The sequence below is a fragment of the Desulfuromonas acetexigens genome, assembly GCF_900111775.1.
Taxonomy (GTDB): Bacteria; Desulfobacterota; Desulfuromonadia; order Desulfuromonadales; family Trichloromonadaceae; genus Trichloromonas; species Trichloromonas acetexigens.
Genome location: NZ_FOJJ01000039.1, coordinates 38863 through 54508 on the forward strand (window position 1 = coordinate 38863; position 15646 = coordinate 54508).

Consider the following 15646-nt stretch of genomic DNA (forward strand, 5'->3'; position numbering starts at 1 on the left):
GGGTTAAAAAACAACTGTTTTCGGGGGGCTTACCACTCCCCGGACCAGGCCGGATGACTGCTGTCGCCGCCCAGGGCAACCGGGCGGGCGCCGGTACCGTCAGCGCGCATGACATAGATGCCGCGCTTGCCCTGGGCGCTGGAAGAGTAGACGATGAAGCGGCCGTCGGGGCTCCAGCGCGGATGTTCCTTGTTGCCGCCGCCGAAAGTCAGTTGCCGTTCGTCAGTGCCGTCGGGATTGATGGTGAAGACATCGAACTGCCCGCCGGCCATGCGGCTGAAGGCAATGCGGTCCCCCTTGGGGCTCCAGGCCGGGGTGACGTTGTATTTGCCCGAGCTGTTCAACCGCCGGACCTGACCGCTGCTCACATCGAGAATGAAAATATGGGGATTTCCCTGGCGGTCGGAGACAAAAGCGATCTGGCTGCCGTCGGGGCTCCAGCTGGGATCGGAGTCGATTCCCCAGGCATCGGTGAGGCGCTTGTTGATGGAGCCGCTGGTGCCGATCAGGTAGATTTCGGCGTTGCCGTCGCGGGAAAGGGTGACGGCGAGCTCGCGACCGTCCGGGCGGTAGCGGCCGGCGATGTTGAGACCTCGTTGCGCGGAAATGCGCACCTCCTTGCCCGAATAGGTCTCCTTACGGTAAAGGTCGGGATTCCCGCCTTTGTACGAAGTGAAAACCAGCTCCTTCCCCCGAGGCGAGAAGTCGGGGTTGAGGACGATGGCGCGGTGGTCGGTGATGCGCGTCGGGTTATGCCCGTCCACATCCATCAGATAGAGTTCCTTGTGCCCGGTGCGATTGGAGATAAAGGCCAGTCGGGTGTTGAAGGGGCCGTTTTCCCCGGTCATACTCTTCATAATCTGGTCGGCGAAGGAGTGGGCCATGCGCCGCGCGTCGGCGACCTTGCCGGTGTAGCGCCGTCCGGCCAGCAACCTCCGTTCGACCACGTCGAAAAGACGGGCTTCGAGGGTCAGCTGATCCCCCTGCACGACATAGCCGCCCTTGATGAGGTAGTCGGCGCGCAACAGGCGCCACTGGGCGAAATCGATCTCCACGCTGTTGAGGGCGAGCACCCGGGCATCGCTGAGGAAGGAAGCCGGATCGACCAGACTGAACATGCCGGTGAGATCCATGTCCCAGGAAAGCACCTGCTCGATTTCCTTGGCCAGTTCCGGTCGGGCGGCCCCTTCCATGGGCAGGAACGTGGTGACGGCCAGGGGCACGGCCTGCTGACCGGGGGCGCTGACTTCGATCTGGGCAAGAACGGTTGCCGGCGCGCAGCAGATAAGGGTCAGAAGAATGATGAAAAGGGCCGTTAATTTTTTCATTGTCTCTGTAATTCCTTTAGGTTAAACACGACTTCCTTACGGGTTCCGGCGAGGGTCGGCATGGGGTTTTCTTTGAGCTTCAGGATTGCTTTGACGACGGAATCATCGAACCGGGAATCGGTAGATTTGTCGAGAAATTTGTAATTGGACAGCTTTCCTTGGCTATCGAAGGTCAATTGAACTTTGGCTTCCAAATCCGTACGGGTAACTTGGTATGGGGAGAGCCCCCAAGCTCGTGTGAGGAACTCCTTTAGCCAAGCCTCGTCTAAAACCCCTTCCTCCGATCCCTTGCCGTCGGGCATGCCGACCGGGACGTTGCCTGCGGAAGCTTTGGCAGTTTTAGCCGCCAGTGCCTCGATTGCAGCCTGCGCGCCGGCGTATTCCTGCTTTTTCTGCAACTTCTCCAGGGCGGTGGTGACACTCGCCTCTTCCTTGTCCGTGACCTTCGGCTTGTCGGCCGTTTTCGGTTTCTCGGGCTGCGGCTTGGCCTCGGCCTTGGGTTTCGGTGTCGGTTTGGGTTCCGGTTTCGGCTCGGGCTTGGGCTTGGGCTCGGGTTTCGGTTCCGGCTTGGGCGGTTCCGGTTTGACTACCTCGGGCTTGGCTTCCGGTTTCGGCGGCAGCGGCACCGCCTCCGGTTTCGGTTCCGGGGCGCTGGCGCCCGGCGTCGGCTCGGTCTTCTCCGGGCCCTTTTGGACATCCGGCCGACCGGCGCGGGGGTCTTTCACCGGCAGGTTGACCAGGTCGACGATGTAGACCGGCTTCGGCGGCGTCTTTATCGTCGGCAGGATGACCCCGGAAAAAAGGAGCAGCAGCACGGCATGGATGATGAGGGAAACCACCAGCATGCGGGGCAGCCCCGGTTCGGGACGGGCTTTAATGCCCTGCCGTATGTGCGGATTCGGGTGCATAGAATACAACAGACAGCCGCGAGGGCTTCCAGTGGAGGGTCAGCGGGGTTCCTGGGAAACCATTCCCAGTTTGGCGACGCCGGCTTTCTTGATCGCCGCCATGACCGGAACGACCTTGCCGTAAGGGACATCGCGATCGGCTTCGAGGAAGACATCCTTTTCGTCCTCGGGCTTGTCCTTGAGGATCTGCTGAAGCACCGGGGTCAGCTTGACGGCGTCCTCGATCTTGGTGCGGCCGATGGAGATGGCGCCGTCCTTCTGGACGGTGATCACCAGCGGCTCCTTGTTGGCGGTAAGGCTGGGGGCTTCCGCGACCTCGGGGAGATTGACGTCGACCCCCTGTTCCATCATCGGCGCGGTGACCATGAAGATAATCAGCAGCACCAGCATGACGTCGACGAAGGGGGTGACGTTGATCTGGGAAACAGGTCCGCGGTTGCCGCGACTCGGCCCGATATCCATTTAGCCCCTCCGCATCATGCGAGCAGAAAAGTTGCTACCGTGGCTCATTATCCCCTCCGCATCATGCGTTCGACGATGTTGAGAAATTCCTGGCTGAAGTTATCCATCTCGCCGGTGAGCACGTTGACCTTGTGCATGAAATGGTTGTAGCCCATGACCGCCGGAATCGCCGCGATCAGGCCGATGGCGGTGGCCACCAGCGCCTCGGAGATGCCCGGTGCGACGACCGCCAGCGAGGCGCTGCCGCTTTCGCCGATGCCGCGAAAGGCGTCCATGATCCCCCAGACGGTGCCGAAAAGACCGACGAAGGGGGCGGTGGAACCGGTCGTGGCGAGGGTGGTGGTGAATTTTTCCAACCGGTGGGTTTCGAGGGTGGTGGCCCGGCGCAGGGCACGGGCGACGTTTTCCGCGCCGCCCAGGTCGGTGCTCAGGTGTCCTTCGTCCTCACCGGGGCGGCGCCCCTGGATTTTGAGCAGTTCCTGGTAGCCTTCGCGGAAGAGGACGGTCAGCGGCGAATTGGGATAATCCCTGAGCCCCTGGTTGATGACGTCGAAACGCTTCTTCGCCCAGAAAAAGTCGAGGAACTGGTCGGAGTCGCGGGTGGCGCGGTGAATGACCAGGAATTTGTAGAAAATGATGGCCCAGGAGACCACCGAAAAATAGACCAGCAGCAGCAGAACCAGTTTGACGACCGGCCCGGCATTGAGCACCAGATCCAAGGTTTCCTCCCATGAATAAAGGGGTTGGGGTCAGACGCGGCGATTATTATGCTAAGAGCGCGCCCAAGTCAATGGCATTCGCGGGGGGCGGGCGCGACTCAGGGTGCCTGGGCGCGACGGGCGCGGCGGTAGAATTCGACTTGGGCGAGTTTGGCCGGATTGGCGCCGGCGGCCAGGGCATCGAGGCGCATCAGGTCGAGCATGAGGGGAAAACGCGGGTCTTCGACGAAACGCCACTGGCGGCGGCTGAGCTGACTTTCTTCGTCGACCTGCCAGGAGAGCGCGAACATGTGGTGGTGTACCAGCCAGAGAATATCCTCGATCTTGGCCGGTTCCATGCCGAGGCGCTCCATGATCCCGCGGGCCAGTTCGACCCCGGCCCGGTCATGGCCGAAGGCGCGGATGCGACCGTCGATTTCCCGGGTGGTCTCGGCCTTGCCGATGTCGTGAAGGAGCGCGCCCCAGGCCAGGCGCGGGTCGGCTTGGGGCGGCAGGTGGCGGATCGCCAGCAGGGTATGGGTCAGCACATCCCCCTCAGGATGATATTCGGGGGGTTGGGGGATGCCGTCGAGGCGATAGAGTTCGGGGAGGATACGGCGCGCTTCCGGATCCTCGCGCCAGCGCCGTTCACGCTCCGCCCCGTCGGGGATGAGAAACAGATTTTCGAGGTATTGCAGATCGGTCACGATGCCTCCCTTACGCAAGCCGAGGCCTCTTATACACCCCAGGACGAACCAATGCAAGCGGGCGGCTCAGAGATGGTGCGCCAGGTGGACCAGGGCGTGGCGGGCCGTGGATGAATGGGGGGAGCGTTCGATCAGGCGGCGCAGGGCGGCAAGATCGTCCAAGTCTTCCCAGGGGGGAAGCTCCCGGTAGTCGAGGGCCAGTTCCTCGGCCCGACGGCGGGTAGCGGCGAGCAGCTCGGGGGTGCTCCAGGGCATGTCGCGAAAGAGCTCCGGATGGGGCTCACGTGCGCCGATCAGCACATAGCCGCCGTCGGCGGCGGGAATGGTCACGACCTCGGCCTTCTCCAGCAGAGCGAAGGCCGCCTCGACCTGTTCCAGGGGGAGGTCGGGGCTGTCGCTACCGATCAGGGCCGCCGCCGGCGCGCCCTGTTTCAGCAGGTAGGCCAGTCCCCGTTCCAGGCGCCGGCCGAGATCGCCCTCGCCCTGGGGAAGACGCGGCAGGTCGCGGCCGTGGGCCGCGAACCAGTCGGGAGCATCGGCGTGGAAGAGGGTCGGCGCGAACGTTCCGTGGTCCATGCGCGCCAGGGTTTCAAAAAGGCTGGTCCGGTAGAGGTGCGCCGCTTCCTCCGGGGTCAGCGGGGGACAGAATCGGGTCTTGACCTGCCCCGGTCGCGGTGCCTTGGCGAAGATGCCGAGGGCCGGCAGGTGGGTTCGGTTTCGGTCGATTGTATACAGTCCCCCCGCCACCTTATCCACCTCTTCCACAGACTTGTCCACAGGTGCGATCAGCGCCGCTGTTCGACCAGGGCGTAGGCCGAATGGTTGTGGATCGACTCGAAATTTTCGCACTCGACCCGGAACCAGGTAACATTTTCAATGCTTTGCAGCTTCTCTGTGACGGCGCGGACAATGTCCTCGACGAACCTGGGATTGTCGTAGGCCTGTTCGGTCACGGCCTTTTCGTCCTCGCGCTTGAGCAGAGAGTAAACCGGGGCGCTGCCGCAGACCTCGATCCAGTCGATGAGATCCTCCAGCCAGATATGGTCGCGGTAGCGCACCTGCACGGTCACGGCGCTGCGCTGGTTGTGGGCGCCGCGGGCGCTGATCTCCCGGGAGCAGGGGCAGAGGGAAGTGACCGGCACGGTCACACCGAGGATGAAATCGCCGGTCTCTCCCAGGCTGCCGAGCATCCGGCATTGGTATTCCATCAGCCCGCGCGCCCCCGAGACCGGGGCCCGCTTTTCGATGAAGTAAGGAAACTCCAGCTCCAGGTGGGCGCTGGACGCCTCCAGCCGTTCTTTCATTTCTACCAGGATGGCATCAATCCCCTCGATGCTGATCTCACCATGATGCTCGTTGAGAATCTCGATGAAGCGGCTCATGTGGGTGCCCTTGAAGTGATGGGGCAGATCCACGTACATATTGATGCTCGCCACCGTGTGCTGGCGGTCCTTGCTCTTGTCGAGGACGACGATGGGATAGTGGATGTTCTTCACCCCAACCTTGTCGATGGGAATGTTGCGCTCGTCCCGGGACTGCTGCAAGTCGGGCATGGCGGCCCCGGCAGGGGCCGGTGAGGAGTGAGGGGTGAGGGGTGAGGGGGGGATGCTTTTCTCGGTCATATCGCTTGTCGTCCTGGTTACTGGTTATGGTTTCTCCGCTTTACGCCTAACTCTTCACCCCTCACGCTTTGCTCACATAGCGGACGGGATCGGGCACGCCGGCCTCGGCGAAGCCTTTCAGGCGTAGACGGCAGGAGTCGCAACGACCGCAGGCCAGGCCGTCGGGGGTGGGGTCGTAGCAGGAGTGGGTGAGGGCGTAGTCAACCCCGAGATCCAGACCCTTGCGAATGATTTCCGCCTTGGTCAGCGAAATCAACGGGGTATGGATGCGGTAGCGGCCGCTCCCCTCGACGCCGGCGCGGGTGGCGAGGTTGGCCAGGGTTTCGAAGGCGGCGATGTACTCGGGGCGGCAGTCGGGATAGCCCGAATAGTCGAGGGCGTTGACCCCGATGTAGATGTCGAAGGCGCCGAGAACCTCGGCCCAGCCAAGGGCGAAGGAGAGAAAGATGGTGTTGCGCGCCGGGACGTAGGTGACCGGGATTTCCCCCTCCTGGACTCCCTCTTTGGGCACCTCCAGAGTGCTGGTCAGGGCGCTGCCGCCGATGCGGCGCAGGTCGATCTCCACCAGCTGGTGCTCCACCGCCCCCATCCGCGGCGCATAGCGGCGGGCCTGGTCGAGTTCGACGGTGTGGCGCTGACCGTAGGCGAAGCTCATGGCGTAAGGGGCAAAGCCCTCGGCCTGGGCGATGGCCATGCAAGTGGTGGAATCGAGTCCGCCGCTGTAGAGAACCACGGCTTTTTTACGGTTCGGCATGGGGATGCTCCTTGTCGGCAAGAGGTTGTTAACGGGTGGGATGAGAAGGCGACCGGAAGTCGTTTCAGTACACCTCATCATGGCTGCCGATGCTGACCGGGATGATTTTGCCGTCCTCGAACAAAAATTCCAGGGTAATGCGATAGCTGATGTTGATGGAGACGGAATGCAGATCGCGAAGCGGCCCGGTCAGGCGATGCAGTCGCAGGGACGGATGTCGCGGATTGAGTTCCAGTAGCTTCAGGGTCTTTTCGTATTGAGGCAGCAGTTCCGGGTGACGTTTGATGAATTTTGCGGCGCGTTTCAGATAGCTGTGGGTATAGATGATGCGAAAGCTCATGCCCCGGTATTCCTGATGCGGGCGATATGCGCGTCGACACTTTCTTCCGTCGTTTCGCCGGCGGCCAGTTCCCTCCGGGTTTCATAGAGGGCCGCTTCCAGTTCGCACACCCGCAGCCGGTTGTACTCTTCGAGCTCCATAACCACATAACGATCTTGCCCGCGCACGGATATGACCGCCTCCGGGCTCTGCTCAAGGGCTTTTTCGATGGAAGAGACGCCCCGGGTCTTCAGTTCGTTTGCCGCGATGATTTTCATGTCGCACCTCCAACAGCACTGGTCAAAATGCTTTTAATCGTACTGTCGATCGTTCGGCATGTCAAATGGTCCGTTCTTTCGGCTGGACTCTTTTAGTAAACCTCGTAGAAATCTCCGGTGCCCAACCGGTGCACCTTGAGCAGGTTGGTGGTGCCGGGGGAAGAGACCGGGCTGCCCATGGTGATGACGACGATATCCCCCCGGCGCAGCACGCCGCGGGAGAGGATGAGTTTTTCCACCGAGCGGATCTGCGCTTCCGTATCCCCCTCGATGGCGACCCGCAGGGCGTGGATGCCGGCGTAGAGGCAGAGCCGGCGGCGAGCCGTCTGGGACGGGGTGATGGCAAAGATCGGCAGGTCCGGGCGGTATTTGGCGACCAGCGCGGCGGTGCCGCCGGTTTGGGTGAAGGCGAGAATGGCGGCGGCGCCGACCGTTTCCGCCACCCGGCAGGCGGCCTGACCGATGGCTTCGGAGAGGCGCCGGTAGCCGAGGGTTTCGGGGATCGGGTGAAAGACGTTGGTTTTCAGTACCGGGTCCTGCTCCACGTCATGGGCTACCCGCACCATGAGGGAAACGGCTTCGACCGGATATTTGCCGGCGGCGGTTTCGCCGGAAAGCATGACGGCATCGGTGCCGTCGAGGATGGCGTTGGCCACGTCCGAGGTCTCGGCACGGGTCGGGCGCGGGTTGTGTATCATGCTTTCCAGCATCTGGGTGGCGGTGATGACCGGTTTCCCCGCCTGGTTGCACATGCGGATGATGCGTTTCTGGATCAGCGGCACCTTTTCGGGGTTCATCTCCACGCCGAGATCCCCCCGCGCCACCATGATGCCGTCGGCAGCCTCGAGAATGGCGGCGAAATCCTCCACCGCCTGGGGTTTCTCGATCTTGGCGATGACGCGCATGCTGCTCTTTTCCCGATAGAGCCGTTCCTTGAGTTCGAGGACGTCGGCGGCCTGCTGGACAAAGGAGAGGGCCAGATAGTCGATCTCCTGACCGAGGCAGAAGCGGAGATCTTCGAGATCCTTTTCCGTCATGGCGGGGATGGAGACGCGGGCGCCGGGGAGGTTGATCCCTTTGCGATCCTTGAGGGTGCCGCCGACCACCACCTGGCAGCGCACATCTTCATCGGTTACGGTGAGCGCCCGCAGCTCGAGCAGGCCATCGTCGAGGAGGATCGCGTCGCCGGGCTTGACATCCTGCGGCAAGCCTTTGTAATCGCTGGGGATGAGAGCCCCTTCCCCGAGTACGTCGCGGGTGGTGAGAATCACTTCCTGGCCGGTACGCAGGGACAGGGAACCGTCGCGGAGATGCCCGACGCGGATTTTCGGCCCCTGCAAGTCGGCGAGAATGGCCACCGCCTGGTGTCGGCGCCGGGAAAGTTCGCGCAGGCGGCGGATGATGCGCGCCTTGCCCGCGTGGTCGCCGTGGGAAAAGTTCAGGCGAAAGACGTCGGCGCCGGCTTCCATCAGAGCCAGTAGCATCTGTTCGGATTCGCTGGCGGGTCCGACCGTGGCGACGATCTTGGTGCGCCGGTACATGAGTCCTCCTCGCCGGGGGGAAACAGGGAATGACGGGACGGCAACAGCCGCCCGTTCAAGGGGTCGTCACTATATCACGCCCCCCGGGGGACGGCAAAATAAATGGCCAGGGGCGGGTGTTTGTGGTATCCATGGACAATTTTAATCGATTATCCGAGGTGGTTTGCCCATGTCCACGTTATTTCGTTATCTCCTCTGGTCCGGCCTGGTTCTTGTCCTGCTCGGGATTGGTGCCTTGGTCGGCGCCTACTTCTATGTCGCCGGTTCCTTGCCTAAACTCGACTCCCTGAGCGATTACCGGCCGCCGGTCATCAGCCGGGTGCTCAGCGACGAAGGGGAAGTTATCGCCGAGTTCTACCGGGAGCGGCGCATCGTCGTGCCGGTGGCGCGCATGCCTGAGCGACTGGTGCGCTCCTTTGTCGCCGCCGAGGACTCCAAATTTTTCGAGCATCAGGGGATCGACCTCTTTTCCATTCTCCGCGCCGCGCTGAAAAATCTCAAAGCAGGGGGGGTCGTTCAGGGAGGGAGCACCATCACCCAGCAGATCGCCAAGGGTCTGCTGCTGACTCCGGAAAAGAAGTTCTCCCGCAAGTTCAAAGAGGCGATTCTCGCCTGGCGGATGGAAAAGCGTCTTTCCAAGGACGAACTCCTTTATCTCTATCTCAACCAGATCTATCTCGGCCACGGTGCCTACGGCGTGCAGGCGGCGGCGGAGAATTACTACAACAAAAACGTCGAAGAGCTTTCCCTGGCCGAGTGCGCGATGCTGGCGGGATTGCCCCAGGCCCCCAGCCGCTACTCCCCCTACCGCAATTTCGCCCGAGCCAAGGAGCGGCAGAAGTATGTCCTTGGCCGCATGGTCGAGGACGGCTACATCACCGAGCAGGAAGCGGCGGCGGCCGTCGCCGAGTCGCTGACCATCCATCCCCGCACCAACGCCCACAGCCACGAGGCGGCTTACTTCACCGAACAGGTGCGGCGTTATCTGGAAGAGGCCTACGGCGAGGAGATGCTCTATACCGGCGGGCTGGAAATTAGCACGACCATGAACCTCGCCATGCAGAAGGCAGCCCATCAGGCGGTGCAGGAGAATCTGCGCGAACATGACCGGCGCTACGGCTACCGGGGGCCGGAGCGGGTGCTCCAGGAGAGCGAAGTCGAGAATTTTCTCAACGATCAGGCCCCGGAACTCGATGCCCACCCGCCGGTAGCGGGGAGCCTGCTCGATGCGGTGCTGACGGGGTCGACCGCCCAGTCCCTGCAGGTGCGTTTCGGCAACCGCCAGGGGGAGGTTCCCCTCAAGGGGATCGGCTGGGCCGGCAAGGTCCGGGTGGTGGCGGCGGACCAGGCGCCGACCGGCAACGCCAAAAGTAAGGAGAGCCGCTTGCCCCTCGGGTCGCTGTTGCGGGTGCGGGTACAAAAGGTCGCCGAAGATGGTCGCCTCACCCTCACTCTCGATCAGGAGCCGGAAGCGCAAGGGGCGCTGATCGCCCTGTCCCCCGCCTCGGGCGAGGTCAAAGCCATGGTCGGCGGCTACGATTTCTACCGCAGCCAGTTCAATCGGGTGACCCAGGCCCGGCGGCTACCGGGGTCGGCCTTCAAGCCGATCATCTATGCGGCCGCCCTGGACAAGGGCTACACCGCGGCGACGGTGATTCTCGATACGCCCCTGATCTATCCACAGCGGGGCAAGGGGGAGTGGCGGCCGCAGAACTATGATCACAAGTTCAAGGGGCCGATCACCTTTCGCGAGGCACTGACCCATTCGAACAATATTGTCACCATCAAAATTCTTGAGGACATCGGCGTCGGTTATGCTATCGGCTACGCCAAAAAACTTGGCATCGAGTCTCCCCTCAATCGTGACCTGACCCTGGCGCTTGGCTCCTCGGCCATTACCCCGCTGGAGTTGGCAGGTGCCTACAGCGTCTTCGCTAACGGCGGTGTCCGGGTGACCCCTTTCTATGTGACGCGGGTGGCCGATCGCGACGGGCGGGTGCTGGAGTCGATCAACCCTGGCGATTTTCCGGGAGGAACCCGTTCGGGTCAACGCCTGCTCTCCGTCAGTCGCGAGCGGGTGATTTCCCCGGAAACCTCCTTTCTGATCACCAATCTCATGGAGAGTGTCATTCAGAGCGGGACCGGACAACGAGCCAAGGAGTTGGGGCGCCCGGCGGCGGGCAAGACCGGCACCACCAACGACTTGAAGGATGCCTGGTTCGCCGGCTATGTGCCGCAACTGGTGGCGGTTTCCTGGACCGGCTATGACCAGGAACGCCCCCTCGGAAGCAAAGAGACGGGGGCGCGGGCGGCACTCCCCGCCTGGCTCTCGTTTATGAAAGCCGCGGTCAAGGCCTGGCCCCCGAGCGACTTCCCGGTTCCGGATACCATCGAATTCTCCGCTATCGACCCCCGCACCGGTCTGCTCGCTTCCGAGACGCAGTCGGGTGCCATGGTCGAGGCTTTCGCGCCGGGAACCGCGCCCACCCGCTATGCCGTCGACGAGGAGCGTCCTCGCGCCCAGGACTTTTTCCGCATTGATATGGATGAGTATTAAAAAAGCCTGCCCGGGGGTGTGAAGTGTAAACTTCTCCCCCGCGAGTGTCGGAATTTTTTACAAAATGGCCTCTGGAACGGGGCTTTTCCGTGGGAATTCGGCCCTTTAAGTGGCGTGAATATTGCAAAACCCAACAGGGTGTTGAAGAGTTCAACCCTGAGCGCGTGGGAGGCTGGAAACGTTATGGAACAGGTGCGGATCGCTCGAAAGCATCGCCGGTTTTTGACCCATGGACGGGCGCTGGCGCGGGTAAGGTCAGCCCCCGATACGATGGTTCATGTTATCGATATCAGCGTCGGCGGGTTGGCTTTTCGCTATCTCGGCGACGGCGAACTCGGTGGGAACACAGACGAAATCGATCTGTTTCACGATGAGAACCTGGCCCTTGGGGGTCTTCCGGTGCAGGCCGTTTCCGATTGTCCCCTCGATTACGGCTTCATTCCCATGCGCCGGCGCGGCCTGAGTTTTGGCGATTTGACGCCGGAGCAACGGTTCGCCCTCGACGCTTTCATCGTCAACTATACTGAGGCAGGTCGGCGCTAACCGCAGGCTGAAGTCGACCTTTCCAGGTCGACAAACAGGCTCGGGCGCCTGGCGCCCGGCTGAAAACGGATGGATCGCAACTGGCGGATCCCTTGGGGGTTCGCTTTTTTTTGCGCGCTTCCCGTCGGGAACCGATCCTCGTCTCGGTGGAGTAGAATTGTCTAAGTGTCTGTTTCTCCGTGTCTTGCCTTGACGAAGAGCGTCTTCTGTGGTATTTTTCATTCTTCGTCAATGTTAGCGGAAGGAGTACCAAAATGTTTAAAATAGGTGAGATGGCGGTTTACCCGGCTCAGGGCGTAGGGAAAATCGAGGCGATCGAAACCAGGGAATTTTCCGGAGAACGGCACGATTTTTACGTGTTGCGCATTGTCGACAGCGATATGACGATCATGGTGCCGGTGGGCAATGCCAGCCATGTCGGGTTGCGGAATCTGATTCACAAGGACCGCGTCGCCTCGGTTTACGACCTCCTCGAAGAAAAGCATGGTGGTTGCGGGCTGATCGCTTCCTGGAGCCGTCGGCAGCGGGAATACAACGAAAAGATCCGCTCCGGCGATCTCTTCGAAGTCGCTTCGGTTTTACGGGAACTGTACCAACTCAAGGAAAGCAAGGAGCTTTCCTACGGTGAGAAAAAGGTGTTGGATCTGACTCGTAAATTGCTGGTCAAGGAGCTGGCTCTGGCTGACGGCAGCGACGAGACCCAGGTTTTCGAGCGGGTTGAGAAGATTTTTCTCCACTAAGAAGCGGCGCTTCATTCTTGTCGCAGTTTTTTGTTGGGGGATGGCACTTCGCATCCCCCTTCGCTTTTCCCCGATCCATCCCCCTCATCGAGGTTTTCCCCGCGGCTTTGCCCATGACTTTCGCCGCGCATGGTGGTATAACACTGTCCCGCCTTGGACCCGGCACGGGGCGCGACACGGCTGTTCCGAAATTGGGGGTAAGGGGGTTGCATGAAAGTCTATGTCCTGGTTCCCGCCGCAGGTTTAGGGCGGCGCATGGGGGCTTCCCTCAACAAGCAGTACCTGACCCTTGCCGACCGGCCGATCCTGGCTCACACCCTCGCCCTTTTCGACGGACATCCCCGGGTGGACGGCATCTATGTCATTTCGCCGGCGGATGAGGTCCCTTTTTGTCGCCGGGAAGTGGTCGAGCGCTATGGGTTCGTCAAGGTGCTTGGCCTGGTCGCCGGCGGCGCCGAACGCCAGGATTCGGTACGCAACGGCCTGCGCGCCTGCGCCGCCGAGGCGGAAGACATAGTGCTGATTCACGACGGCGTGCGCCCCCTCTGTCCGCCCGTGTGCATCGACACGGCGATCGATACGGCAAGCCGCGTTGGGGCCTGCGTCGTCGGTGTGCCGGTCAAGGATACCATCAAGGAAGTCGAGGGGGGCATGATCCAGGGGACGCCGCAGCGGCAGCGGCTCTGGCAGGCCCAGACTCCGCAGGCCTTTCGTTACGGCTTGATCCGCGATGCCCACGAGCGGGCCCTGGCGGAAGGTTGGCTTGGTACCGACGACGCCTCGCTGGTGGAGCGGCTCGGCCTGCCGGTGGCGATGGTCACAGGGGATTATCGCAACATCAAGATCACCACGCCCGAGGATCTGCTCCTGGCCCGGGCTTTTCTGGCGAGTTCCGAAGGAACGGCGAGATGATGCGTATCGGTCACGGTTTTGATGTGCACCGCCTGGTGGCGGAGCGCAAACTGATTCTCGGCGGCATCGAGATTCCCTACAGTCTCGGGCTGCTCGGTCATTCCGACGCCGACGTTCTGCTCCATGCCATCTGCGACGCCATCCTCGGCGCCCTCGGCGCCGGCGACATCGGCAAGCACTTTCCCGACAGCGATCCCGCCTACCGGGGGATTTCCAGCCTCAAGCTGCTGGCCCAGGTGATGGGTCTGGCGCGCGAGCGGGGCTACACCATCGGCAACCTCGACGCGACCGTCATCGCCCAGCGACCCAAGCTCGCCCCCTATATTCGCCAGATGGTGGAGATCATCGCCGCGACCTGCGGCGTCAATCCCGAGCGGGTCAACGTCAAGGCCACCACCACCGAACAGCTCGGGTTCGAAGGGCGCGGCGAGGGGATCTCCGCCCACGCCGTGGTGCTGCTGCAGGTCGATGACGGCCTGGAAGAGATCTTCTGACGAACCTTCTCCCGGTTCATTTCCTGAATTCCCATTTTGCCCTGACGGATTCTCATTCATGACCACGACCGCGACCCCCGTCCCCAGCTTTATCCGCACCCTCATCAGCGACGATCTCGCCGCCGGCAAGAACGACGGCCGGGTGATTACCCGCTTCCCCCCCGAGCCCAACGGCTATTTGCATATCGGCCATGCCAAGTCGATCTGTCTCAACTTCGGCCTCGCCGCCGATTTCGGTGGACGCTGCCATCTGCGCATGGACGACACCAACCCCGAAAAGGAGAGCGTCGAATACGCCGAGGCGATCATGGATGCGGTGCGCTGGCTCGGCTTCGACTGGGGCGAGCATCTCTACTATGCTTCCGACTACTACGAGCGCCTCTACCAGTTCGCCGTCGAGCTGATCCGCGCCGGCAGGGCCTATGTCGACAGCCTGACCGCTGAGGAAGTGCGGGCGCAGCGCGGCACCCTCACCGAGCCAGGACAGGAGAGTCCCTACCGCAACCGCTCCGTCGAAGAGAACCTCGACCTTTTCGCGCGCATGCGCGCCGGGGAATTTCCCGACGGCGCCCATACCCTGCGGGCCAAGATCGACATGGGGGCGGCCAATATCAACCTGCGCGACCCGGTCATGTACCGCATCCAGCGCGCCAGCCACTACCGTACCGGCGACGCCTGGTGCATTTACCCCATGTACGACTTCGCCCATCCCCTCTCCGACGCCGTCGAGGGGATCACCCACTCCATCTGCACCCTTGAATTTGAGGATCACCGCCCCCTCTACGACTGGTTTCTCGACCAGTTGCCGAAACTGCCCCATCCCCGGCAGATCGAGTTCGCCCGACTCAATCTCAGCTACACGGTGATGAGCAAGCGCAAGCTGCTCGAATTGGTCAAACTGGGGGACGTCACCGGCTGGGATGATCCGCGCATGCCGACGCTGGTGGGGATGCGCCGGCGCGGTTACCCGCCGACGGCGATCCGGACCTTCTGCGAGCGCATCGGGGTCGGCAAGAGCGACAGCTGGATCGACCTGTCGGTGCTGGAGGACTGCGTCCGCGAAGAGTTGAACGAGACGGCCCCCCGGGTGATGGCGGTGCTGCGCCCCTTGAAGGTGGTGATCGAAAACTATCCGGAAGATCAGGTGGAAGAGTTCGACGCCTCCAACCATCCACAAAAGCCCGAGTTCGGCACGCGCAAGGTCCCCTTCTGCCGCGAACTCTACATCGAGCGCGACGATTTCATGGAGGATCCCCCGAAGAAATTCTTCCGCCTCGCTCCGGGACAGGAAGTGCGGCTGCGCTGCGCCTACTTCATCCGCTGCGAGTCGGTGGTGCGCGACCCGGAGAGCGGTGAAATCGTCGAGCTGCGCTGCAGCTACGATCCGGCAAGTCGGGGCGGCAGTGCTCCCGACGGGCGCAAGGTCAAGGGGACGATCCACTGGGTTTCCGCCCGCCATGCCGTCGCCGCCGAGGTGCGGGTCTACGAGCGGCTCTTCACCGCCGCCAACCCTGATACCGCCAAGGCCGCCGGCGGCACTTACCGCGACCTGCTCAACCCGAACTCCCTGGAGATTCTCCGTGGCTGCCGGCTGGAACCGGCGTTGGCCGCGGCCGCCGTCGAGGCGCGCTACCAGTTTGAGCGGCTCGGCTATTACTGCCTGGACGCCGTCGATTCGACGGCCGAGGCCCCGGTCTTCAACCAGATCGCGACCCTGCGCGATTCCTGGGCGAAGGCCGGACAGGTCTGACCCATTCCGGTCCCCGGCGACCGCTTCATCGCG

At 62.3% G+C, this 15646-nt stretch carries 17 protein-coding genes; 6 read left to right on the top strand and 11 right to left on the bottom strand.

All coding sequences use genetic code 11. The annotated features are described in order from the left end of the window. Positions 1–29: 29 nt before the first annotated feature. The 11 genes from tolB to pyk form a co-directional block, all read right to left on the bottom strand. On the bottom strand, positions 30–1328 hold the full coding sequence (gene tolB, locus BQ4888_RS14865; RefSeq protein WP_092058061.1) for a Tol-Pal system beta propeller repeat protein TolB: 1299 nt from the start codon (positions 1326–1328) through the stop codon (positions 30–32). Next, complete coding sequence (locus BQ4888_RS17620; protein WP_170232897.1) at positions 1325–2143, bottom strand: TonB C-terminal domain-containing protein; 819 nt, start codon at positions 2141–2143, stop codon at positions 1325–1327. Before BQ4888_RS17620 ends, tolB begins: the two co-directional genes overlap by 4 nt. A 132-nt stretch (positions 2144–2275) precedes the next feature. Then, positions 2276–2698, bottom strand: coding sequence for a protein TolR (gene tolR, locus BQ4888_RS14880; protein WP_092058064.1), 423 nt, complete (start codon positions 2696–2698; stop codon positions 2276–2278). 47 nt (positions 2699–2745) lie between these two features. Next, on the bottom strand, positions 2746–3417 hold the full coding sequence (gene tolQ / locus BQ4888_RS14885) for a protein TolQ (protein ID WP_092058065.1): 672 nt from the start codon (positions 3415–3417) through the stop codon (positions 2746–2748). A 98-nt stretch (positions 3418–3515) separates the two neighbouring features. Continuing rightward, positions 3516–4103, bottom strand: coding sequence for an HD domain-containing protein (locus tag BQ4888_RS14890; RefSeq protein WP_170232898.1), 588 nt, complete (start codon positions 4101–4103; stop codon positions 3516–3518). A gap of 66 nt (positions 4104–4169) precedes the next feature. Continuing rightward, positions 4170–4868, bottom strand: a complete 699-nt coding sequence (locus tag BQ4888_RS14895; protein WP_170232899.1) for a TIGR04282 family arsenosugar biosynthesis glycosyltransferase — start codon at positions 4866–4868, stop codon at positions 4170–4172. A gap of 20 nt (positions 4869–4888) precedes the next feature. Next, positions 4889–5656, bottom strand: coding sequence for a GTP cyclohydrolase FolE2 (gene folE2, locus BQ4888_RS14900; RefSeq protein WP_092058362.1), 768 nt, complete (start codon positions 5654–5656; stop codon positions 4889–4891). A gap of 130 nt (positions 5657–5786) precedes the next feature. Beyond that, positions 5787–6479, bottom strand: a complete 693-nt coding sequence (gene queC, locus BQ4888_RS14905; protein WP_092058068.1) for a 7-cyano-7-deazaguanine synthase QueC — start codon at positions 6477–6479, stop codon at positions 5787–5789. A 64-nt stretch (positions 6480–6543) separates the two neighbouring features. After that, positions 6544–6819: a type II toxin-antitoxin system RelE/ParE family toxin gene (locus BQ4888_RS14910; RefSeq protein WP_092058069.1), complete on the bottom strand. Its 276-nt coding sequence runs from the start codon at positions 6817–6819 to the stop codon at positions 6544–6546. After that, a complete protein-coding gene (locus BQ4888_RS14915) occupies positions 6816–7076 on the bottom strand; it encodes a prevent-host-death protein (RefSeq protein WP_092058070.1) in 261 nt (86 codons plus the stop codon). The genes BQ4888_RS14910 and BQ4888_RS14915 overlap by 4 nt, the downstream gene beginning before the upstream one ends. 92 nt (positions 7077–7168) lie before the next feature. Continuing rightward, positions 7169–8617, bottom strand: coding sequence for a pyruvate kinase (gene pyk, locus BQ4888_RS14920; RefSeq protein WP_092058071.1), 1449 nt, complete (start codon positions 8615–8617; stop codon positions 7169–7171). 169 nt (positions 8618–8786) lie between these two features. Between pyk and BQ4888_RS14925 the strand changes: the two genes are divergently transcribed. The 6 genes from BQ4888_RS14925 (at position 8787) to BQ4888_RS14950 (ending at position 15613) form a co-directional block, all read left to right on the top strand. After that, entirely contained in the window at positions 8787–11174 is a 2388-nt protein-coding gene (locus BQ4888_RS14925) for a penicillin-binding protein 1A (protein WP_092058072.1), read from the top strand. A gap of 183 nt (positions 11175–11357) precedes the next feature. Beyond that, positions 11358–11717 carry a hypothetical protein gene (locus tag BQ4888_RS14930; protein ID WP_092058073.1) on the top strand — a complete coding sequence of 120 codons (360 nt, stop codon included), beginning with the start codon at positions 11358–11360 and terminating at the stop codon, positions 11715–11717. A gap of 254 nt (positions 11718–11971) precedes the next feature. Next, positions 11972–12457 carry a CarD family transcriptional regulator gene (locus BQ4888_RS14935; protein WP_092058074.1) on the top strand — a complete coding sequence of 162 codons (486 nt, stop codon included), beginning with the start codon at positions 11972–11974 and terminating at the stop codon, positions 12455–12457. A 210-nt stretch (positions 12458–12667) separates the two neighbouring features. Continuing rightward, complete coding sequence (gene ispD, locus BQ4888_RS14940) at positions 12668–13369, top strand: 2-C-methyl-D-erythritol 4-phosphate cytidylyltransferase (RefSeq protein WP_092058075.1); 702 nt, start codon at positions 12668–12670, stop codon at positions 13367–13369. Further along, on the top strand, positions 13369–13863 hold the full coding sequence (gene ispF / locus BQ4888_RS14945) for a 2-C-methyl-D-erythritol 2,4-cyclodiphosphate synthase (protein WP_205748030.1): 495 nt from the start codon (positions 13369–13371) through the stop codon (positions 13861–13863). The genes ispD and ispF overlap by 1 nt, the downstream gene beginning before the upstream one ends. Before the next feature lie 58 nt (positions 13864–13921). Next, a complete protein-coding gene (locus tag BQ4888_RS14950) occupies positions 13922–15613 on the top strand; it encodes a glutamine--tRNA ligase/YqeY domain fusion protein (protein WP_092058077.1) in 1692 nt (563 codons plus the stop codon). The last annotated feature ends 33 nt before the right edge of the window (positions 15614–15646 follow it).